18 protein-coding genes and 1 pseudogene are annotated in these 21,387 nt (G+C 43.9%); 2 read left to right on the top strand and 17 right to left on the bottom strand.

Features of this window, described 5'->3' with window-relative positions; genetic code table 11:
• Positions 1-27: 27 nt before the first annotated feature.
• Positions 28-615 (top strand): 3-isopropylmalate dehydratase small subunit, encoded by a 588-nt coding sequence (gene leuD / locus ACQCN2_RS04655; protein WP_426927730.1) that lies wholly within the window; start codon positions 28-30, stop codon positions 613-615.
• 215 nt (positions 616-830) lie between these two features.
• Here the strand turns inward: leuD and ACQCN2_RS04650 are convergent, their stop codons facing one another.
• The 3 genes from ACQCN2_RS04650 to ACQCN2_RS04640 all read right to left on the bottom strand — a co-directional run bounded on the left by ACQCN2_RS04650 (position 831) and on the right by ACQCN2_RS04640 (position 4,807).
• Positions 831-1,547 carry a polysaccharide deacetylase family protein gene (locus tag ACQCN2_RS04650; protein WP_426927729.1) on the bottom strand — a complete coding sequence of 239 codons (717 nt, stop codon included), beginning with the start codon at positions 1,545-1,547 and terminating at the stop codon, positions 831-833.
• A 142-nt stretch (positions 1,548-1,689) separates the two neighbouring features.
• Positions 1,690-3,360: an AMP-binding protein gene (locus ACQCN2_RS04645; RefSeq protein WP_426927728.1), complete on the bottom strand. Its 1,671-nt coding sequence runs from the start codon at positions 3,358-3,360 to the stop codon at positions 1,690-1,692.
• Positions 3,361-3,532: 172 nt separating this feature from the next.
• Positions 3,533-4,807 (bottom strand): NAD(P)/FAD-dependent oxidoreductase, encoded by a 1,275-nt coding sequence (locus ACQCN2_RS04640; protein ID WP_426927727.1) that lies wholly within the window; start codon positions 4,805-4,807, stop codon positions 3,533-3,535.
• A gap of 118 nt (positions 4,808-4,925) precedes the next feature.
• Between ACQCN2_RS04640 and ACQCN2_RS04635 the strand changes: the two genes are divergently transcribed.
• The gene (locus ACQCN2_RS04635; protein ID WP_426927726.1) at positions 4,926-6,197 is read left to right on the top strand and encodes a MerR family transcriptional regulator; all 1,272 of its coding nucleotides are present in this window, start codon (positions 4,926-4,928) and stop codon (positions 6,195-6,197) included.
• A gap of 68 nt (positions 6,198-6,265) precedes the next feature.
• Here ACQCN2_RS04635 and ACQCN2_RS04630 read toward each other — a convergent pair whose 3' ends face one another.
• From ACQCN2_RS04630 to asnS, 14 genes and pseudogenes are all read right to left on the bottom strand, one after another.
• On the bottom strand, positions 6,266-6,730 hold the full coding sequence (locus ACQCN2_RS04630) for a hypothetical protein (protein WP_426927725.1): 465 nt from the start codon (positions 6,728-6,730) through the stop codon (positions 6,266-6,268).
• 133 nt (positions 6,731-6,863) lie between these two features.
• Complete coding sequence (locus ACQCN2_RS04625; RefSeq protein ID WP_426927724.1) at positions 6,864-7,355, bottom strand: YajQ family cyclic di-GMP-binding protein; 492 nt, start codon at positions 7,353-7,355, stop codon at positions 6,864-6,866.
• 39 nt (positions 7,356-7,394) lie between these two features.
• Positions 7,395-8,183 (bottom strand): annotated as a pseudogene (locus ACQCN2_RS04620) (SDR family oxidoreductase).
• 61 nt (positions 8,184-8,244) lie between these two features.
• Positions 8,245-8,643, bottom strand: a complete 399-nt coding sequence (locus ACQCN2_RS04615; protein WP_426927723.1) for a DUF350 domain-containing protein — start codon at positions 8,641-8,643, stop codon at positions 8,245-8,247.
• Positions 8,644-8,667: 24 nt separating this feature from the next.
• On the bottom strand, positions 8,668-9,921 hold the full coding sequence (locus ACQCN2_RS04610) for a glutathionylspermidine synthase family protein (RefSeq protein ID WP_426927722.1): 1,254 nt from the start codon (positions 9,919-9,921) through the stop codon (positions 8,668-8,670).
• Positions 9,893-10,288 (bottom strand): hypothetical protein, encoded by a 396-nt coding sequence (locus ACQCN2_RS04605; RefSeq protein WP_426927721.1) that lies wholly within the window; start codon positions 10,286-10,288, stop codon positions 9,893-9,895. The genes ACQCN2_RS04610 and ACQCN2_RS04605 overlap by 29 nt, the downstream gene beginning before the upstream one ends.
• A gap of 28 nt (positions 10,289-10,316) precedes the next feature.
• Positions 10,317-10,745 (bottom strand): hypothetical protein, encoded by a 429-nt coding sequence (locus ACQCN2_RS04600; protein WP_426927720.1) that lies wholly within the window; start codon positions 10,743-10,745, stop codon positions 10,317-10,319.
• A gap of 222 nt (positions 10,746-10,967) precedes the next feature.
• A complete protein-coding gene (locus tag ACQCN2_RS04595; protein ID WP_426927719.1) occupies positions 10,968-14,051 on the bottom strand; it encodes an efflux RND transporter permease subunit in 3,084 nt (1,027 codons plus the stop codon).
• A 2-nt stretch (positions 14,052-14,053) separates the two neighbouring features.
• Entirely contained in the window at positions 14,054-15,274 is a 1,221-nt protein-coding gene (locus tag ACQCN2_RS04590) for an efflux RND transporter periplasmic adaptor subunit (protein ID WP_426927718.1), read from the bottom strand.
• 190 nt (positions 15,275-15,464) lie between these two features.
• Positions 15,465-16,592: an FtsW/RodA/SpoVE family cell cycle protein gene (locus ACQCN2_RS04585; protein ID WP_426927717.1), complete on the bottom strand. Its 1,128-nt coding sequence runs from the start codon at positions 16,590-16,592 to the stop codon at positions 15,465-15,467.
• A gap of 104 nt (positions 16,593-16,696) precedes the next feature.
• Positions 16,697-18,508, bottom strand: a complete 1,812-nt coding sequence (gene pepF / locus ACQCN2_RS04580; protein WP_426927716.1) for an oligoendopeptidase F — start codon at positions 18,506-18,508, stop codon at positions 16,697-16,699.
• Positions 18,509-18,687: 179 nt separating this feature from the next.
• Positions 18,688-19,038: a hypothetical protein gene (locus tag ACQCN2_RS04575; protein ID WP_426927715.1), complete on the bottom strand. Its 351-nt coding sequence runs from the start codon at positions 19,036-19,038 to the stop codon at positions 18,688-18,690.
• A gap of 123 nt (positions 19,039-19,161) precedes the next feature.
• Positions 19,162-19,830, bottom strand: a complete 669-nt coding sequence (locus tag ACQCN2_RS04570) for a DnaD domain-containing protein (RefSeq protein ID WP_426927714.1) — start codon at positions 19,828-19,830, stop codon at positions 19,162-19,164.
• 136 nt (positions 19,831-19,966) lie between these two features.
• Positions 19,967-21,274, bottom strand: coding sequence for an asparagine--tRNA ligase (gene asnS, locus ACQCN2_RS04565; protein WP_426927713.1), 1,308 nt, complete (start codon positions 21,272-21,274; stop codon positions 19,967-19,969).
• Positions 21,275-21,387 lie beyond the last annotated feature (113 nt).

Raw genomic sequence — 21,387 nt, 5'->3', positions numbered from 1 at the left:
TCGGTAATTTGATAGGAGGATGAAACGATGGAACCATTCGTAATTCATACAGGTGTAGTAGCTCCGCTTGATCGGGTGAATGTTGATACAGATGCCATTATTCCAAAGCAATTCCTTAAGCGAATTGAACGCACAGGTTTTGGTCAATTCCTCTTTTATGAGTGGAGATTCACTCCACAAGGGGAACAAATCGATTCCTTTGTGCTCAATCACCCTCGCTATCAAGAGGCTTCCATTCTGGTTGCCCGCAATAACTTTGGTTGCGGTTCTTCTCGGGAGCACGCTCCATGGGCTTTGCTTGATTATGGCTTTAAAGTGATTATTGCCCCATCTTTTGCCGATATTTTCTACAATAACTGCTTCAAAAACGGAATTCTCCCGATTACCTTCTCCGAAGATCAGGTTCAAGAGCTGTTTGATCGAGCAGAAAAACATGAAGGTTATCAGCTACGTGTTAACCTTGATAAACAATTGGTGGAAGATGATTACGGTCTCTCCTACTCTTTTGATGTGGATTCTTATCGTCGTTACTTCCTGTTGAACGGCCTGGATGATATCGGGCTGACACTTCAGCATGAGGAGAAGATCGCTGCTTATGAGGCTGCCCGAACCTAAGATAACTGCCTAGACATCGCTTGTAGGACTCATTTAAGGGACGATTGCGAATCATGAACCATAAAAGGCTCCGACCTTGTGTATCTCGTACACAAAGCGGAGCCTTATCATTGTCTCACAATATTTGGGCTGATTACTCTGCTTCTACATGCATGCACAAACTGTTCGGGATGATTCCGAAGAAAGGAACCGATGAGAGATAGGGTATTCGTAGTTTATTTTCCCCGCAATAGCATTAACTCGGACACGGTTAAGAAGGTATATCCCTGCTCTCTTAAACCGCCAACAATTCCTCTGATGACATGTGATGCCTCCTCATCTGAATAGTGCCAACCGTGCAATAGTATGATCGAACCCGGTTTGGCTTCGTGAACCACGTAGTTGATCATTCGATCCGTTGATGAAGCAATTTGGGGATCGGAATCAGGTTCGATGTCCCAGGTTATCGACTTTCGATTGGTCTTGTTGAGGTAATACGGCAATAGGAAGAGTTTTTTCCCATATGGCGGTCTGAAAAGGATGTCTCCTTGGTAACCTGCTTGATGAATCAGTGTATCTGTACGCTCAATCTCGTTTTGAATGAAGCCAGGGGTTTTCAGCACCATTCGTTGATGAGAATACGAATGATTTCCAATCTCATGGCCCGCTTGTATCAGCTTTACCGTTTCTTGCGGATATTTCTCCATTTCCTGACCGATCAAGAAAAAGGTAGCTTTTATTTTTTCCTCTTCCAATAAGTGAATCAGCTTATCCGCCTTCCCATTCGGTCCATCATCAATTGTAAGGGCAACAGCCTTTTGTGTGGTTTCGACGCGGGGAACAATCTCACCGAACACCTGAAATGTCCTTGAGTTCATCATGTCATAGGTTATGTAAAGAACTGCGACGAAAAGGATAATGACAGTACCCCATCGAAGGATTGATTTTTTCACTTCGGGCCCTCCTACATACGCCAATCAGCTAAAATATGGCTGTATTATATCAGCAGCTGAGCCAATTTTTCCATGAACCCAAGATGATAAACCAATGAAAAAACCCCCGCCACACGAAGGTGACAAGGGGTTGGAAAATGGGTTAGGCAGTTTCGATGTTCTCTGCTTTTTCCAATCCTAAGGCGACAATGGCCTGCTCACGTAATTTGTATTTTTGGATTTTACCGGATGCCGTCATAGGATATTCGGTAACAATTTGTATGTAGTATGGAATTTTATACCGCGCAATCTTGCCTTCACAATACTGTTTGACCTCTTCCTCCGTCAATTGCTCGCCTTCTTTTATTTTTACACAGGCTAGGACTTGCTCACCGTATTTTTCATCAGGCAGACCCACCACTTGAACATCGAGGATTTTGGGGTGGGTATAGAGAAATTCCTCAATCTCACGCGGATAGACATTTTCACCACCACGAATGATCATATCCTTGAGACGACCAGTAATACGGTAATACCCCTCTTCGTCAACTGTCGCCAAATCTCCGGTATGCAACCAGCCTTCATGGTCAATCGCTTTGAAAGTCTGCTCCGGCATATTGTAGTAGCCCTTCATCACATGATAGCCACGTGTACAAAGTTCCCCCTGCTCGCCTGGTGGCAGTGTTTCACCGCTGACTGGATCGATGATTTTCACTCCAACCGGACCAAGCGCTCGACCTACAGTGCTTACTCGACGCTCAATGCTGTCTTCCCTACGAGTTTGTGTGATAACAGGCGAAGACTCCGTTTGGCCATAGGCAATCGTGATATCGCGTACGCCCATTTTGTCGACGACCTTCTTCATGACCTCAATCGGACAAGGGGAGCCTGCCATGATGCCTGTGCGAAGGGTGCTGAGATCATATGAGTCAAAGTCTGGATGGTTAAGCTCCGCAATGAACATCGTTGGTACTCCTTGGATAGCGGTACAACGTTCCTCTGACATAATCGACAGAGCCAGTCCTGGATCAAAAGTAATCAAGGGAACCATTGTTGCTCCTGTCGCCACGCAAGCCAATGTACTCATCACACAGCCAAAGCAGTGGAAAAATGGAACAGGAATACACAGCCGGTCCTCGGGCCCTAAATTCATGGAGCCCGCAACCTGGATCGCATTGTTCACAATGTTGCTATGGGTAAGCATAACCCCTTTGGGAAAGCCGGTTGTCCCAGAGGTATATTGCATGTTAATCACATCATCAGGCAATAGAGATTGCTGACGCTGCATGAGCTGCTCGTCCGTTACTTCCTTGCCAAGCTCAACTAAGTCACTCCACAGGAACATACCTGGCTTGCGTTCGTCTCCAATAAAGATCACATTACGAAGATGAGGAAGTCTGACAGATTGAAGCTGACCCGGTTCACACTGAGATAGTTCAGGACAAATTTCTTGGATCATCTCGACGTAACTCGCATCTCGGTAGGATTCAATAATCAAAAGCGTCGTGGATTCAGACTGGCGAAGCAGGTACTCCAATTCATGTGTCCGATAGCTGGTGTTCACTGTGACCAAAACTCCGCCCATTTTCGCAGAAGCGAACTGCGTGGTGACCCACTCGGGAACATTGGTAGCCCAGATAGCCATATTCTCGCCTGCTTGAATGCCTAGAGACATGAAACCTTTCGCTACCTCGTTGCAAAGCTGCTGAAACTCACGAAAGGAGTAACGAAGGCCTCTTTCCTTGTAGACAACCGCTTCTTTATCAGGGTACTTGGAAGTCGTTTCATCGAGGAGATCGCCAATGGTAATGGAGCGTAATTGGATCACAATCATTCACCTCATCATAAATTCTCATAATTCGATATTATCTGTTTATTATTTCGATATAAAGCGCATACATTCCTGCTTTTACTTATACTGGCAGATGAGATGTTTTTATTAGTTTACATAATAATCATTATGTTCACTGTTATGATACCAATTATCCCCATAACTCAAGGGCCTCCTAACCGTTTCGATCCAACCAGCGATAGTAAATATTGGCTAAATTGATCAACATGCCTTTTTGGCTTGAAAATGGAAATGGTTTGAGAGCGTTTTTTTCGAAGTACTCGATTCGATCTTGTTCTTTGGCAATGCAATCCGCAAGAATTTTTCCGAGAAGCGTTGACTGCGAGCCGCCATGACCGCAATATCCTGTCGCAAAATAGCTGCCATCCTCCATCTTGCCGATTACTGGGAAAAAGTCTTTCGTTACCCCTATCAATCCACTCCAGCGATAGTCAATTTTATATGGAGCAAGCTGCGGGAATACCATAAGCATTTTTTGATGAAGTTCAGGGAAATACTTATGCCCCCTGTCATGTCTAACACCCGAACCCCCGTACAACATTCTCGAATCCGGAGTTATTCTGAAATAATTCGTCATTTTGGTCGTATCGAATAACATACGATTATTTGGAATCAGGCGTTTAATCAAATCTTCGTCCAGCGGTTCCGTAGCGATCACATAACTTGCTACTGGAATGACGCCTTGATCCAGCTCTTTGGAGATTCTTGAAGAGTAACCATCCGTGGCTACGATCACTTCTTTTGCTTTCACGACTCCTTTATCTGTTAAAACGGTTACAGTTTCACCTGTGCGTTTGATGCTTGTTACTTTCGACTTCTCATAAAATTTTGCACCCAGCGATTCGGCAGCATCCGCAAGTCCAAGCGCATAGTTCAAGGGATGAAACCCGTAACTTTGTGAATCAACCATCCCCAATTTATAATAATTAGAACCAATCTCATTCTGGAGTTCGTTACCTTCAACAATCCTCACTTCACGGCCGAAGTATTTTTGCATAGCGCCAACTTCATTACGCAACCGATTCATTGATTTGGGATTTTTCGTCAAGACTATGTGACCGCAATGTCGAATGGAACAATCGATGGTATGCTCCTTTACTAGTTCATCCACTAAATGAATGCTATCGATCGCAATCTGATCCAGTTTTCTGGCATCCTCAAGGCCCCATCGCGCGATCATGCCTTCCGCGGATGGCTTATATCCAGTATTCATCATGCCGCCGTTACGGCCCGTTGCTCCCCACCCCACCGTTTCTTGCTCTAAAACAACTGCGGATATCCCTTTTTTACTCAAAAAGTAAGCGGATGAAATACCCGTAAATCCTGCTCCGACAATGACCACATCCGTCTCTATTTGACCCAGAAGAGAAGGACGTCTATTGTTCCGATTGACCGTTCCTTGCCATAAAGAAACCGTTTCTGTCAGCATATCATTCACCCCCAATAGCTTCTGTAAGCCTTTACACGATGTTCTCGCGTTAACTATAATAGATACAGTGAAGATGATCGCAAGAGGCTTTTTCCTGTCATTTTAGGAAAATGTATAGTTGACTGTAAGTTTTTTGAATCTGCTGCTGATCGGGGTGATTAATCTGAAAATTGGCACATTTGCCAAAAAATTTAACGTGGCAAACAATACGATTCGTTATTACATTTCGCTTGGATTAATCGTTCCTCTGAAAAAGGGATCCCAGTATACATTCGATAAGACTTGTTTAGAAGATATGTCTTTAATTGCTGAACTGAAACAATTCCATTTCACTTTGCAAGAAATCCACAAGCTCTTATCCTTTAAACGTATTACGCTGTTTTCGAACCCTGAGGATATTGCTTTTTTCATCCATATGCTAAACGAGAAGAAACAAATGATCGTGCAGGATGTACAAGCCCTGAACCACACCATTGACAAAATGGATAAGAAAATTGTTCAACTTAGTCAATTGAAACTAGCCAAGGCTGTGACCGGTGTGCCCTTTCAGTTCATTCCATTACTCTATTGTCCAACATGCCAAGGACCTTTGAGGATGCAAGATGCGCTTATTCAAAATCAACATATTTCCACAGCCTCCCTGCATTGCCATTGCGGTTATGAAGCGGTAATCAAGGATGGTATTGTGATTACAACAAGAAAAGCCAGCGAGGTTCCGATGCAATACCATTTTTATGAGCAGGATGTATTCGAGCGAATTCACCCGAGTTTAATCAGTATTATCGAAAAAGGAAGTCAGTGGATTTTTACGAAAATGAAACAGGATGTACAACCAGGTATGGTTGTCATCGAAACACACGTACACTCTTTCGTTTTCTTACCAAAATATTTAACTTCCCTTCAGCCCAACGCTCTCTATATTTTTTGCGGGGATACGCTTGAAATGATGCAAAAGCTTAAAGATAAGATCGACCATATTAACCCCAACTTATCCATCCTGTACCTCGTTAACAGTGACTTACATTTTCCGCTCAAGCATGGTTCCATTGATTTTGTCATCGATAGCTTGTCGTTTAATGACCATTCTTTATTTCATGAAATTTTTCCGCTTGAAAAAATAAAACCATATCTGCACCAGAAAAGTAAGATTATTGGGAACTTTTCCTACTATGACGCTAATGCCAAATCCTTAGCCAATATGCGGGAGCTCTATAAGGGCTCTAATCGTTTCAACTTGTGTCCGGGTTATTATGAAGAGCATATGAAACGCAATGAATTTCGGATTACGGAGCAAGAATACGTGGGTAATACAATGAATCCAGGACGTTACGTGGATTTTCATATGGATGAAGAAAAATTACACTTTATCGCGTATACAGCAACTCAATAGAAAGGGATTCCGACAAATCAAGCTGGCTGAATTGAATGCAAAAGAAAAAACGCTCCATGATCGGAACGTTAATTCACGGAAAGTATTCTGGTCTGGGATACTTGATAGGACATATGGTTCGGATAAACCAATTCTACTTTCAATTCATGTTCACCTTCTGGCAACTTTTTCAAAATGAACTCGGGGCTGTATACCTGTTTGATCAAGGTACCATCAATATAAAGATGCGCGTGTCCCATTCCGTGGGTGACATTGGTTGAGTCACTGCTCCCCTGCTGTTCAAACTTGAAGTTCTGCGTGATCAGTTTGACATGAGCGGTGGATCCATCTTGCTGCACATCTAGAGACAAGCTTGGCTTTGGTGATTCAAATGGATTTGGGGAAGCGGTTGGAATCGAACTTGATTCAGGTTTAAATGAACTTGAGACATTGATTGGATCTTTTACGACCAGAATAATCGCACCGATGATGATGAACAGACCGACAACTGCACCAATGATAAGATTGCGTAAACTAATGACGAAAACCTTCATAATCCATTCTCCCTTTCTTGCCTATTTGTACATGCTTACGCAAGAAGAGCGAACGATAGAATCAGAGATTACGAAAAAAGCAGAGATTAAACAAAAAAGCAGAAGGATTGTCCTTCTGCTTTTTACCTATGTACTAGCGATAATTGATAAACTGGACTTCAATTGGCAAGTCGGCCTTGCGAATCGCAGTGATAATCACTTGAAGTTCATCCTTGCTTTTCCCGACTACGCGGATCTGGTCATCCTGAATTTGGCTTTTGACCTTTAGCCCCGTATCTTTAATGATTGTATTGATTTTCTTGGCATTGTCTTTATCGATACCCTGTACAAGTTTAACCCGTTGGCGTACAGTTGATCCCGCAGCTGGCTCAATTTTGCCGTAATCCATATTCTTAATCGAGACCTCCCGCTTTACTAGTTTACCTAGCAGAACGTCTTTGAGTTGACTTAATTTGAACTCATCGTCAGAGACCAAAACCATTTCTTCTTTATCCAAGCTGATGGAGCTTTTGCTACCTTTAAAATCAAAGCGGTTCTCAATTTCCTTCATCGCGGTATAAATCGCATTATTCACTTCCGCCATATCCACCTTCGAAACAATATCAAACGAGCTTTCTTTACTCATATAGACCCTCCCTTATTGTAAACAGTATGTACTTGACTATTAGATGGAACGAACCAATCCTCCGTCTACCAGCAATGCTTGACCTGTCACATAACTATTCGCGGGTGAAGCCAGAAAAGTTGCGACTCGGGCAAACTCTTCAGGTTCTCCGTACCGTCTTAGTGGTATAAGATCTTCCACCTGCTGACGAATTTGTTCACGATCTACTCCTTTTCTATTGGCGGTCAATTGATCCAGAGAAGCGACTCGATCCGTCGAAATTCTACCTGGCCCGATTGTATTGATGAGAATACCGTCAGGACCTAACTCGGTGGACAACGTCTTGGCTAAACCGATAATCCCGGTACGAAACGTATTGGATAAAATGAGATTCTCGATGGGTTGCTTAATGGAAGACGAGGCAAAATTGACAATTCGCCCAAACTGCTGCTCGCGCATGAAGGGAAGTACAGAACGGATAGAACGCACAAAACTAAGCAGATTCAATTCGAACGCTTGCTGCCAATGTTCATCCGTCATTTAATCAAAGGTACCTGCAGAAGGTCCTCCCGCATTATTGATCAGGATATCGACTGTACCAAATCGCTCGACTGTTTTGGCAACGAGCCGTTCGATATCTTCTTTACTGGTGACATCTGTGACTACTGTTAACGGCGCCATCCCTGATACCTTTTCAATCTCCTTCGACGTCTCATGCAATGCCACTTCGTCCCGTCCAGAAATGGTTACTTGTGCTCCTTCACTAGCCAACGATACTGCTGTTGCTTTTCCTAACCCTTTACTAGAAGCCAACACAATGGCCGTACGACCGGTTAATTGCAGATCCATTTGATCATCTCCAACTGATTATCTGATAGTGAATCATTATTACATATTGTATACTCCCGATCTAGGAAATTAAACTAGGACTGATGACATTCGAGACGGAAACGGCAAAAACTGCGAACAAAATCGCCGGTTCGATCTGATTCTCAATGATGAGATTCGAAAAACGTTGTTTGTAAAAAATCTTTGTCGTGGCCAATTCAACCAGATAGAACAACAGAATCTGCCAAATAATCGCCACAGCCCCGAATAGTAAAAAATCAGGAATACTGACACTATTGGCGATCGCGGAATACAGGTTATTCGAAATCGCGTAGATTTGTCCGGCGAAAACGATGACGGCGGAGCGATTTTTCTCTTTGATCAGTTTCCATTCATGATGCGGTGTCACTAAAGGGATAATCAGAATGCTTCCAATCAGAAGCAAAAAACCAAGAAAAGAGTACGTTAAAAATAAGGCCATTCCAGAGCCCTCCTATCCAATCGATTAATTCATTGCTGCTGGCAAGTAGTAAGCCAGGTTGCCTGTGATACGACCTCCAACTCGAGGTAGTATTCCAGCAAACTTACCACCTACACAAAAAGCTCCAATTAACATAAAACCACTGAACGGTCCTTCTTCCGTCTGAATATGTACTTGAGGCAAATCCACTCTTTGCTGATAAATAACAGGCTGATCCCAATAATGCTCGGCTTCATCTTGCTCTTCCAATTGTCCGTTGGAACCAAATAGCCTAACTGCTCCTCCCTCACGCCCAAACAACGGCTTCGATACATACGGAATCCCTTGTGATCGAAAGTGATCGGAATCAAAGAAACTGGGCAGCATGAAGCGTTGAATCAAGTCACGCTCAGCATCATCGTAAATCCTGTGGCGTAACCTCGCCATTTCCCATATGAAGGCTTGGAGTCCCTTGGATTGAGTAATGATCGATTGGGGTGGAGAAATCGTCGCAAGTTTATTTTCTTCAATCAAAGAAATGAGAGCCTTCCCAACCGGAAACCCATCCTGATCAACGTCGTGAGGCAGATGCTCCCAAGGATACAACCGATACCAGATGGAGGATTTTTTCTCACCAGCATACAGACCTTCGGCGCGTAGTCGCAAATCTTCCAGGTGCGCGTATACAGATTCTACTTGACTAATTGCTTGAGCGTATCGCACCGTTCCGATGTCTTCGTTGCTATATTTCGTCGCACTAAACAGAATGTCACCCTGAAATCCTTGATGATGATAATAATGAATGCAGTTTCGAATCGATTTTTTTATACGATCGTTTAATTTAGCTGACGGATTCTCATATGCGGTATATCGACGAATGACCGAATTGGCAACATATGCGGATTCCACTACTCCAGTTGGCGTATCTGAATTATATTCAAGTATGACCATCCGTTTATCACTGATCGCAATGTCGAAGCGAGTAATGGCATCAAACGGAACATAAGAACGAGAAGCGTACACGAGGGATTCAGGAATTCCTAATTGGTGAATCAGATAAGGATCCGGAACTTCCTGTTGCACGTAGCGAAGGGTCTTCTGGAAGATCTGATAAGCTTCTTCAGTCAAGGTGGCGATTTGCTTCACTCGCTCTTTGGAGAATACAAGTACGGATGGAACCAAGTATTCGCTGCCATGCATGCGATCCCAATCGCACCAGTCTCTGGTGATAGAGAATGCCTTTTCATGTGAAACTGGCAGTGCCTCTACTTTAACCCCCGAAAAAACCGGATCCTCCACCTCCAATGCCTCCTTTGGAACTGCTTGAACTCATTTGACTCGCTTTATACTTCGCATACTCGGATGTTGATGAGAGGACGGTTTTTTTGCCTCGAGAATAGCCTCTTGATGTGTAAAAAGAACCGGTGTCGTCATCACAGTTATAGGTGTTTCCCTTGGAGGCTTCCCACTTACACTCCTCATAAGCCGTTGGGCTAGCGTCATCACTTCCACAGCCACTTACTAGTGCCGATAGTGTAATTACCCCAGTGGCCACAAGAGCTTTTTGGTGAAAAGAGACCTTGGAAGCTTTTTGCCCTGGAAAGGAGCTCGAATGCTTTTTCCATTCACGTTCAAAGGTTCTCTCCACCCACATGTTCCAATTCATCTGGTTCTGCTCCTTTCATACCTACAGTTCATTCCGGTTTGACATAAATAAGGACACAACCTCTGTTCTCGTCCAGAATGGTATAGGTCAACTCGTAATCCTTTCCGCCAAGTACGGTGTAATGATCAAGCAATCGGGTAACAATTGAAGCAAAATCAGCAAAATTCTTACTTTGCACCAATCGTAGGGAGTCATCCAATTGTTCGTAATATTCAACTGTATACCCGTATACATGCTGATGGTGCTTGGGCAAAGAAGGCGGAATCTTTGGTTGTTCCACATACACGACCTCTAGCTCTTCTAACGCATTGGAGGTATGTTCGTACAAGGTCCCGGTAAACAAGCTGGCATCCACCAGCTTTCGTACATGCAATTCCTCCTGAGAGCACTCAACTTCACGCAAGATCGTTGACGCTTCTACATTGGATCGATTCAACAGCTTATAGACAAGGTGCAAGATGTTTCCCCCGCTTTCTTACAAACATCCTTTATTGTTTTACCATATCGTTTATACGAATGTCAGAGGATTTGGTTACAGTTCAACTAAAAATTACCATCTGAAATGTAATCATAACGATCAAGATTAGCTCCGATTGAGCCGTCGGAGGATGTGAACGAAAACGAAGAGGAAGGCATGTTTTCACGCCTTCCTCGAGTGTCTCTTCATCATTTTTAGGTACTAAGAATTCGGAATTTCTTTCATCATGCTTCGTTCCAATTTTCGTTGCAGCTTGCGTTCTTTACGTGCCAACCTCCGAGCGAAGTAGCTTTCAAACAACGAATACATCACTGGAACCAAAATCAATGTAACCACAGTGTGGAACGCGAGACCGAAAATTACACCGGTTGCCAATGGTGCTTCCATAGCAGCACCTTCTGAAAAAGCCAAGGCCATCGGCAGCATACCCAAGATTGCAGTCAATTTGGTCATTAGTACGGGGCGAATACGGTCCTTGGTTCCTTGAAGAATCGCTTCTTTAACGTCCATCCCACGGCTTCTAAGCAAGTTGATCCGGTCGATGAGAAGGATAGCGTTGGAGACGACAATCCCAACCAACATGATGATCCCGATCATTGCCATCTCACCAAACGATCGCTGGGTTATGACGAATCCGACAATTACCCCGACAGCCGCCATCGGAATGGTTAACATGATGATAAACGGATGAGAGAGTCGGCCGAATTGTGTCACCATGATCATGTATATCAGGGCAATTACCCCAAATAGAACCATAGCTAATGCTGTAAAGTTCGCGCCTTGTTCTTTCAGTTTACCTGAAATCTCCACCTTGTAGCCTGCTGGAACAGCAAACTGTGCGAGCTTCTCTTCAATTTGACGTCCCGCTGCGCCTACGTCTCCACCTAATACGTCGGCAGATACTGTTACGATACGATCACCTTTTTGATGGGTTAAGGTAATAGGAGACTTGGTGTATTTCAATTCTACTAAATCAGTTAACGGAACCTTATTTCCTGTTTCTGTGGTAACTAACAATTGTTTTAACTGATCAGGGTGTTTCATCCACTCTTTAGGATAACGGGCCACGACGTCGAGATCAATCCCATCAGCCGTTATGGTCGTCACATTCTGCTCGCCAATGAACCCACTAATTTGAGCAAGCATGGAACGTGGATTGACATTTAACTGTTCCATGACGTCTTCTTTCGGAACCAGAGTGATTTTTTCGGTGCCTTTTTGAAAATCGTCTCGGACGTTTGACAGACCTGGGATCGTACTCAACATTTTTTCAACATCCGCTGTTAATTGGCGGGTAGTATCTAAATCCTGACCGATAACGTCCACCTGAACAGGCGGTTTATCATTCTGGCTGCCAAAAGACATCGCTATTTTATCCACACCTTGAATTTTATTGAGGCGATCGTTGATATCCTTGGACATTTCCTCTTTATTGCGTTTTCGTTCTGCCTTGCCTACTAATTGGATAAAGAACTGAGCGGAATTCTTTTCCACAATTACAAACAAGTCACTGATTTCTGGAACTTGACGTAGCGACTTTTCGACGGCAGTCGCTTCTTTAATGGTCGTCGCAGCTTGTGTACCATCCGCCAGATCGGCCTTGGCATAAATGAAATTTTCGTTCTCATTCATGCCTAGTTCTACTTTAACCATCGGCGCCAAGAAAATCGCCCCGACAAACATGAGAAAAGCAACCAGTAAGGTTTTGACACGATGGTTCAAGGCAACTTGAAGCAGTTTGTTAAACCATTGCACGATTTTATTTTGTTTCTTCCCATGATTTTCTTCACTATGCAATCCTTGTTTGTCTTTACGCAGGAAACGCTCAGCAAACACAGGAACAAAGAAGAATGCAGCAACCGTAGAAGATACAATCGTAGCTGTCACCGTAAACGCTATGGTCATAAAAATCGGTTTCAGCCAATCCTCAAAATTAGCAAATACGAGCGGTAAGAATACAGCGATCAAGGTAATCTGAGAAGCGATAACTGGAGTCATAACCTCTTTGGTACCAAGGACGATTGCCCTCTCCAATGGTTCGCCTTTTTCACGGAACTGATAGATGCTCTCCAGTACCACAATCGCCGCATCTACGATCAAACCGACGGAGAGACTCAGCGAGATTAATGTAACCAAATCGATGTTATAACCGCCAACCTTCATCGCAATGAACGTCATAAATGCGGACAGTGGCAATGTGGTTGCAATAACCAATGTGACGCGCCAGTTGCGCAGGAACACAATCAGGATCAGGATCGCGAGCGCACCCCCGATCACTACATCTGTACTCAGATTATTCACCGCGTGCTTAATAAACGAAACGGCTTCAAACATGACGTACATTTTGTAGCTTCCGCTTGCATTCCTGTTAATTTCATCTACTACTTTTTCAACAGCATCCTGAGTTGAAATCAAATCGCTATCCGCAGTTCTCTTGACACTCATCCAGACAAAAGGGTTACCATCGTGCAGTCCTACCGCATCATTCATTTTACCGCGTAAATCATCAATGGTAGCCAGCTGCCCGATTCTCACAGGGCCATCTTGAGTTTTGATCATGACATTCCCAATATCCTGGATCGTTTTAAGTGAATGATCAATCATGATGACTGTATCATAACCAGCATTTTGCAAGGTTCCGACCGCTTGTTTCCAGTTGGCTTGCTGCAACTGATTCATGACGTCCTGTGGTGTAATGTTATAAGCTGCTAATTGATCTGGTTTGAAAGTAACAGCAATTTTATTCTCAAAACCAATGGTTTCTACTTTTACTTCTTTCACGCCAGGTACGGCTTCGATTTTATCTTTTAGCGTAGATTTCGCCAATGTCATCAATACTTGCGGATCCGATCCAGATAGTGCAAAATCGATCAGATTGTCGTCTCCAAAGCTATCCTGTCTGATATTAACTGTATCTACGCTTTTGGGAAACGAGTTACGAAGACGGTTTACCGCATTCTGAACGTCTTGCTTTACCTTCTCTCCGGATTTCTCCTCGGCCTTAATCGTGATGAATGAAGAACCAGTACTTGTATTAGACGTGTAATCCTTTACGTCGGCAATGGATTTGATTTCTTTTTCAATTGGTTTGGTGACCTTCTCCTCCATTTCCTCTGGAGGGAGAGAACCTCCTGTTACACTAACACTAATAATTGGGAAGTTGGCTTTAGGCACAAGCGCCACCGTAAAGCTGAAAAGCGATCCTAACCCTGCCAAGACAATCAGGGAGGTGGCTAAAAAGACGATGAGTTTACGTCTCAATAAAAAATATATTAATTTTTCCATGCTTACTCTCCTTTAGGCACAACTTTTTCGCCGTCAGCATAATAAGTGATACCCGAACGAATCAGTTGATCGCCGCTTTGCACCCCGGACATTATTTCCATTTGCTCCCCAATGATCTGACCGACTTGCACTTCCTGTTTTTTCACAATTCCATTTTTAACGATCATGACAAATCGCTTCGATTGATTAATGCCCACGCTCTCCAGCGGAACGATGAGTCCATTCACTTTTCTTGGTTTCTCAACCGCTGCCAGCATCCCGCCACGCCAAGAGCGATCTTGGTTCGGCACCGTTATTTCAACATGATATTTACCCGTTTTCTCATCAACCACCGGAGAAACGAATTTGATTTTTCCTGTTGATTTCAAACCACTTGTATTGGATACATTGACGGTTTCGCCTTCTCTATACTGACCAATCACATCATTAGTTACATCAATGGCAACTTTCACCTCTGACAAGTCAACGAGATGAATGACATCATGACCTGGGCTAGCCATTTCTCCAACCTGTTGATTGACTTGCACAATTGTTCCGGCAAATGGCGCAATAAGCTTAGTATCTTGCAATGACTTCTTCGCTTGAGCAATCTGTCCTGAAGCTGATTTAATCGACGCATCAGCTACTGCGATATCCTCAGGTTTGGCACCCTTGAGGAGTTCCTCCAAGGAGATTTGTTGATTCCTGAAAGAAATCTCTTCCTGCTGCAGATCCCGTTTCTTATTCGTTAACTCATTTTGAGATATTGCTCCACCTTCAAACAACTGTTGGCTTTGAGCTACATCCGATCTTGCTTTATCCAAACGTTGCTGAGCACTTTTTAATTGGAGACGCTCCTGTTCAATTGCTTCCTGGGTGGCTCCTTTTAGTGTTTTCGTACGTTTGGCATATGCCTCATCAATTTGCCCGGAAGCTGCTTCAAGCTCTTTTTGGGCATAGGTGGTATCAAGAGTAGCCAGAACCTCTCCTTTGCCGACAAACACGCCGTTTTGCGCTTTCATTTGAACAATCTTACCCGACGTCCCGAACGAGAGCGAAACATCCTCTTTCGGAGACACAATTCCCGTTGCAGAGAGAATCACGTTTGGTGTTTGAGTTGGAATCTTGTAAACTTCCACCACCTTACTTTTTGTTTCTTGTTTAACTGCTTCATCCGGCTTCGCACCACAGCCTGCTGTCAGGATCAGAACAGTAGCGAGGCATAGCGTTAATCCTTTTTTCACGGTGATTTCCTCCAAATCATATGATCAGTAATACCAGTTTGCCAGTTTCTTCTATCATGTGTAACGGTCACCAGCAGGAAATGTTCTCCTCCTTAAGACGGAGAACCCCATATATGGTTAGAGTTACCTATTAACATTACGAAGCAAGGAGGAAATAATTGCAAGATATATACACAAAATTAATAAAAAATTATTTCTCGAGCTGCCTAGTCGGAGATGGTGTATGCATGCTAAGCAGAAACCCGCAAGCCATGAGATTGGTAATAAATGAACTTCCTCCGTAGCTAATAAACGGCAAGGTAAGACCTGTAATCGGAGATAGCCCAATGTTCATGCCAATATTGACAAAGATCTGAAAAGACCACATCGTAACCATTCCACTGATAAAAAAGCTGGCAAACAAATCGGGAGTATTCATCGCCCAATGAACAAGCTGCGTAAACAGTAAAAAATAGAGGATTAAGAGAGCGCTGGCTCCTGCGAACCCCCATTGATGTGCGATGACGGCGAATATAAAGTCCGTGTGTTGTTCCGGAAGCTTCTCATGGGAAGAATTTAATAGTTGCAAGATCCCCATTCCGCCAAGCTGACCACTCCCCACTATTTTTTTAGCCAGAATGTATTGATACCCACTTTCCAGCGGATCGTCTTCGGGATGCAAGAACGAGGTTAGCCGTTCAAACTGATGAGGGCGAATCACTTGATAGAATAGCTTCTCAGAGAAGCTATACAGAGAAAACAACCCAAGAATCAATCCCAGTACAGCTGTCACCAAAGCCAGATGAACCCAGCCCGGTATTCGTGTCACAAGCATAAAACATCCAAGTAAGGAGAGATAAACCAAAGCCATTCCTAAGTCAGGTTGAATCAATACCAATAAAGTTGGAAGGGCGATGATTCCTCCCACGAGAATTAATTGCTCGCTGCGGTAAAATACTCCATCGTGCAGTTCATATATGCGGGCCAACATAATCAGAGTGGTGATTTTGGTTAATTCGGAGGGCTGGATGCTGAGTACGCCTAAGTCAATCCAGCTTAGGGCACCGTTAATTTTTTTTCCAAATACAAACACACTGCAAACCGCAAGAATCCCAAAACCATATAGCCAAAACGCCTTCTTCGCCCAAATTCGGTAATCCATACGGCTGATGACCATCATCGCCACAAATCCAATTCCTACCCAGACGGTTTGTTTATAGGTAAGTACGCTGACCGGACTGGATTTGGTAGCCGTCGATACTGCTGCCAAGCTGTAGAAAACAAGCCCGCATAAAACGAGATAAAGGATAGCAGGATTCTTCTTCTCGATCTTTTCCAAGCTTGTTCCCCTCCTTCTGACGATCAGCGTTTAGTGTACCCAGAAAAAGAGAAAAGCCCGCATACGCTATGCGAGCTTGTTACTGTGATTCTTAAATTCTTGTATTATTTGACTCCAGCTAACTCTTCCATTTCTCCCAGCAACTGTTCAAACACACTTAACGCTTCTCGGATTGGTTCTGCCGTGTTCATGTCTACCCCTGCTTTTTTCAACAGGTTGATCGGATAATCAGATCCGCCACTTTTCAAGAAACTGAGGTACCGCTCAACGGCAGGCTGTCCTTCCTCCAGAATCTGTTTGGAGAGCGCCGTAGCCGCTGAGAAGCCAGTCGCATACTTATACACGTAGAAGTTGTTATAGAAATGCGGGATTCGAGCCCATTCCAGATCGACCTCTGAATCCACAACCATCTCTTTTCCGTGATATTCCACGTTCAGGTTGCGATAGATTTCGCTTAACGTATCCGCTGTCAAAGCTTCTTCGGCTTCCACTTTGGCGTGAATAATTTTCTCGAACTCAGCAAACATGGTTTGTCTAAACACCGTTCCGCGGAATTGTTCCAGGTAGTAGTTCAACAGATACATACGTTGATCTTTTTCCTTGGTTGTATCCAATACATGATGCATGAGGAGAGCTTCGTTCAGGGTCGATGCTACCTCAGCAACGAAAATGCGATAATCGGCATACGTGTAAGGCTGATTGTGATTAGAGTAATAGCTGTGCAGAGCGTGCCCCATCTCATGAGCCAATGTAAACATGTTGTTGAGGTTGTCTTGATAGTTCATGAGGACGTAAGGATGAGTGGTGTAAGAACCCCAAGAATAAGCTCCACTCGTCTTTCCTTCATTCTCGTAGACATCAATCCAGCCAGACGTAAACCCTTTTTCAAGTACCTGAGCATAATTATCGCCAAGTGGATGAAGCGCTTCCTTGATGGTACCGATCGCCTCTTCATACGGGATCTCCATATGCACTTCTTTCACAACTGGAACATACAGATCGTACATATGAAGTTCGTCCAAGCCCAAAAGACGTTTGCGAAGCGCAACATAGCGATGCATCAATGGAAGATGCTCACGCACGGTTTCGATCAAATTATCATATACACTAAGATCGATGTTGTCAGCAAACAAAGAAGCCTCAAGCGCTGATGGATATTTGCGTACGCGCGCGTAGAACACGTCACGCTTCACAACGGAAGTCAAGGTAGCCGCAATGGTATTGCGATGCTTGCCATATGTTGAATACAATGCTTCAAAGGCATCTTTGCGGACACGGCGATCCTTGCTTTCCATGAATTGAGTGTATCGTCCTTTGGTTACCTCCACCTCTTCCCCTTTTTCATTCACAATTGTCGGGAATTTGATATCGGCGTTGTTCAGCATGCCAAAAATCGTTGAAGGAGCCTGTGAAATATCACTAACCTGGGCGAGGAGGGCTTCCTCCTGTTCTGATAAGGTATGTGGTTTCAGACGGCTGATCTCTTCCAACATATATCGGTAATGCTCAAGACCTGCTTCACTCTTCTGTAATTCGTTCAGTTTCTCCGTAGGGATAGCCAGAATTTCTGGTTGTATGTAAGATATCGCACTGTAGGCTTGCGTGCTTAGTGTGGCCGCACGATCGGTCAACGCTTGATAGGTTGCGTTGGCATTGTCTTCATCACGTCGCATTCTCGCATATACGTAAATTTGATCCAATGATTTGGTCAATTCATCCTGCAAGGTCAAGGCTTCGAGCAGATTTTTTCCTGATTCCCCTAAGGAGCCTTTCATCGCTTGAACTTTTTCGATCAGGCTTTTGGCTTCCTTGACGTCTTTTTCCCAATCTTGATCGGTGGCGTAAATGTCTTCAAGCTTCCACTTGAAATCTTGAGGGATTTCACTTCGTTTGGGCAACGCTTTGGATTTATTCATCATGTCACTCCTTTAATCAATCATTCAATCAGCGCGTCATTGCATAGTATGCCAATCTGGCTTATTACATAACGTATCCCAATTCTTACCTTGCGTCAATCTTGTTAATACGTTCATCTTCCTATTCCCGAAATGAGAAAACCCCCAAAAGGAACAGGCACCTTTGGGGAGTCACTGTACTATTTGAGGGTTTCCCATTCTTGTTTCAACAATAGAACAACCTGATATAAATGTGCTCGTTCTTTTGTTTGATTCTCCTCTAATTCACGAATATATTTCTTGAGATCATCCATTTTTTCTTGCTGTTGGGTCACACTTTCTTCCAGTTGAACCACGCGATTTTTCAGGTCAGCAATCGTTTCGATTAGTTCATTCCATTTTACATCGGATTCTTCAATGGTCACTTCTTGCTGCTCAAACTCCATAACTCGTTTGACATAATTACTCTGTCCGACTGCATGTTGAATCTCACCACTAAATACATCGGGTGTAATCCAATGAGAATTCATAAAATGTTTGCGGTCTTCCATCCAGCCCATCCTCCTTCCCTATATCATATGTAGGCACTGAACTACGGGTACAAAAAAAGCAGAAGACAGGATCACAAAAAAACCGTTCCAGACCTTGTCGTCTGAAACGGTTCTCTAACTTGATTATACATTCGCAGAGGATTGTCGTCGAAAACGTAAAATATAATTGCGCGCTTCCTCAACGCTTGTAATTCGCTGTCTTTGCCACTCTAACAAAATTCGATCAATATAACGAATGTAAAGCTTGCCAACCGAAGCAGCCTCCCGCAATGCGGTAAGCACTAATTCCGTTGGGTACCGATCCTGTTCAAGCCAAATTTGCAGGGTCTCGATTTCAAATGGCGATAAGGGTCTGCCAAATGTATGTTCAAATTGCTGGTAGACGCCTCCCAAATGCTGGCTCGCCGCCACCTCCGAAATCGATTCATCCATTGAAGCTGAGGTAGCCCGATGTTCATCGTTTAGGCAGTGATACAGACGTCGGAATAGTGGTTCCAAATTATATCGCTCGGAGCGAACTCCTGTCTGCTCATCAATCATCTCATCAATGGTTAAGTATTCTTCCTTTAACAGCCTTTGCAGCAGTTGAATCAATTCCAAACTGGTCATGGATAAGCGTTCTTCCAATTGAACGAGGGTTGGAAATAGATTTCCTTCCTGCTGAAAGGATAAGAGGTGGATAATCAGCATCATCTCTTTATCTGAAAGAGCCATCCGCTTATATCTTTTTAGTAGTAAATTGGATACGGACGTCGCACCCTCTTGCAGAATTTGAAGAATATGTTGATCCATGATAATACGTCACCTCTAACTCATTATACCAATCACGAATATAAAAAACGAATGTAAAAAAATTGACACTCCGCTACGCAAGTAACGGAGTGTACTATTATTGTTTCACATGAGACCTTATTGTGTAAAGAACCAATTATGGGTAGAGTCTATACAGAAGACGTGGGAACGGAATCGTTTCGCGAACATGATCCAGTCCGCAGATCCATGCTACCGTACGCTCTAGTCCTAACCCAAAACCGGAGTGAGGCACAGTTCCGTATTTGCGAAGATCCAAATACCACTTGTAGGATTCTTCGGAAAGCTCATGTTCTTTAAAGCGCTCAGCCAGCAATTCAGGATCATCAATCCGTTGGCTACCGCCGATAATTTCGCCATAGCCTTCTGGTGCGATAAGGTCAGCGCAAAGCACTACCTCTGGACGCTCTGGATGTGGCTTCATGTAGAACGCCTTGATTTCAGTTGGGTAATGAGTAATGAAAACCGGTTTCTCATAATGCTCGGCAATCATTGTCTCATCCGGAGCACCAAAGTCGTCTCCCCACTTGATTTCGCTTCCTTTTTCCTGCAACAGCTTGATTGCATCGTCATACGTAATCCGCGGGAATGGCGCGAGAACGTTTTGCAGCTTGGAGACATCTCGATCCAGTGCTTTCAATTCTCTTTGGCAATTTTTCAGAACAGATTGAACGATATGTGAAACAAACTGCTCTTGAATTCGCAGATTTTCCTCGTGGTCAACGAACGCCATTTCCGGCTCAATCATCCAGAACTCGATCAGGTGGCGGCGGGTTTTGGATTTCTCAGCGCGGAAAGTCGGGCCAAAAGAATACACGCGACCTAATGCCATCGCAGCTGCTTCCATATAAAGCTGACCGCTTTGGGAAAGATACGCATCCTCTTCAAAATACTTGGTGTGGAATAGGTTCGTTGTTCCTTCCGCAGAAGTTGGTGTGAGAATTGGCGGATCTACTTTAAAGAAGCCATTTTGTTGGAAGAACTCGTATACAGCACGAATAATCTCGGAACGAATCGCCATTACCGCACGTTGGCGAGGTGTACGTAACCAGAGATGACGGTGATCCATCAAGAAATCAACGCCGTGTTCTTTCAAAGAGATTGGATATTCTTCGGTAATCTGAATAATCTCAATTCCCGTTACGGTTAATTCGTAACCGCTTGGAGCGCGCTCTTCCGCACGGACAATCCCGGTTATGTACATCGAACTTTCTTGTGTAAGCTTGGTTGCGGCTTCCCACACTTCCTCGCTCACTTCCGCTTTCACCACGACTCCCTGAATAAAACCGGAACCGTCACGAAGTTGGAGGAATTGGATTTTCCCACTGCTGCGTTTATTGTACAGCCAGCAGCCAATTCGTACTTCTTGTCCCACATGCTGCCCTACTTGGGCAATGGTTGTTAGTGTCAAAGAAATTCCCTCCATTACCTTACAGATAACCTTCACAATTATACTATTACCACATACGTAATTCAATCGTCGCACGATCATTCGACAAAAAGAAACCTGCCCCCAATAAGGACAGGTCGTGAAGATGT

The organism is Brevibacillus ginsengisoli (assembly GCF_050113715.1).
GTDB classification, from domain to species: domain Bacteria; phylum Bacillota; class Bacilli; order Brevibacillales; family Brevibacillaceae; genus Brevibacillus_H; species Brevibacillus_H ginsengisoli.
This window is presented reverse-complemented; position numbering and strand designations above follow the sequence as displayed.

Excerpts from the sequence above, each read along its gene's own strand:
- leuD (WP_426927730.1), top strand. The coding sequence starts at position 28 with ATGGAACCATTCGTAATTCATACAGGTGTAGTAGCTCCGCTTGATCGG.
- ACQCN2_RS04645 (WP_426927728.1), bottom strand. The coding sequence starts at position 3,360 with ATGATTGTGATCCAATTACGCTCCATTACCATTGGCGATCTCCTCGAT.
- ACQCN2_RS04640 (WP_426927727.1), bottom strand. The coding sequence starts at position 4,807 with ATGCTGACAGAAACGGTTTCTTTATGGCAAGGAACGGTCAATCGGAAC.
- ACQCN2_RS04630 (WP_426927725.1), bottom strand. The coding sequence starts at position 6,730 with ATGAAGGTTTTCGTCATTAGTTTACGCAATCTTATCATTGGTGCAGTT.
- ACQCN2_RS04625 (WP_426927724.1), bottom strand. The coding sequence starts at position 7,355 with ATGAGTAAAGAAAGCTCGTTTGATATTGTTTCGAAGGTGGATATGGCG.
- ACQCN2_RS04615 (WP_426927723.1), bottom strand. The coding sequence starts at position 8,643 with ATGGCCTTATTTTTAACGTACTCTTTTCTTGGTTTTTTGCTTCTGATT.
- ACQCN2_RS04605 (WP_426927721.1), bottom strand. The coding sequence starts at position 10,288 with ATGAATTGGAACATGTGGGTGGAGAGAACCTTTGAACGTGAATGGAAA.
- ACQCN2_RS04595 (WP_426927719.1), bottom strand. The coding sequence starts at position 14,051 with ATGGAAAAATTAATATATTTTTTATTGAGACGTAAACTCATCGTCTTT.
- pepF (WP_426927716.1), bottom strand. The coding sequence starts at position 18,508 with ATGAATAAATCCAAAGCGTTGCCCAAACGAAGTGAAATCCCTCAAGAT.
- ACQCN2_RS04575 (WP_426927715.1), bottom strand. The coding sequence starts at position 19,038 with ATGGAAGACCGCAAACATTTTATGAATTCTCATTGGATTACACCCGAT.
- ACQCN2_RS04570 (WP_426927714.1), bottom strand. The coding sequence starts at position 19,830 with ATGGATCAACATATTCTTCAAATTCTGCAAGAGGGTGCGACGTCCGTA.
- asnS (WP_426927713.1), bottom strand. The coding sequence starts at position 21,274 with ATGGAGGGAATTTCTTTGACACTAACAACCATTGCCCAAGTAGGGCAG.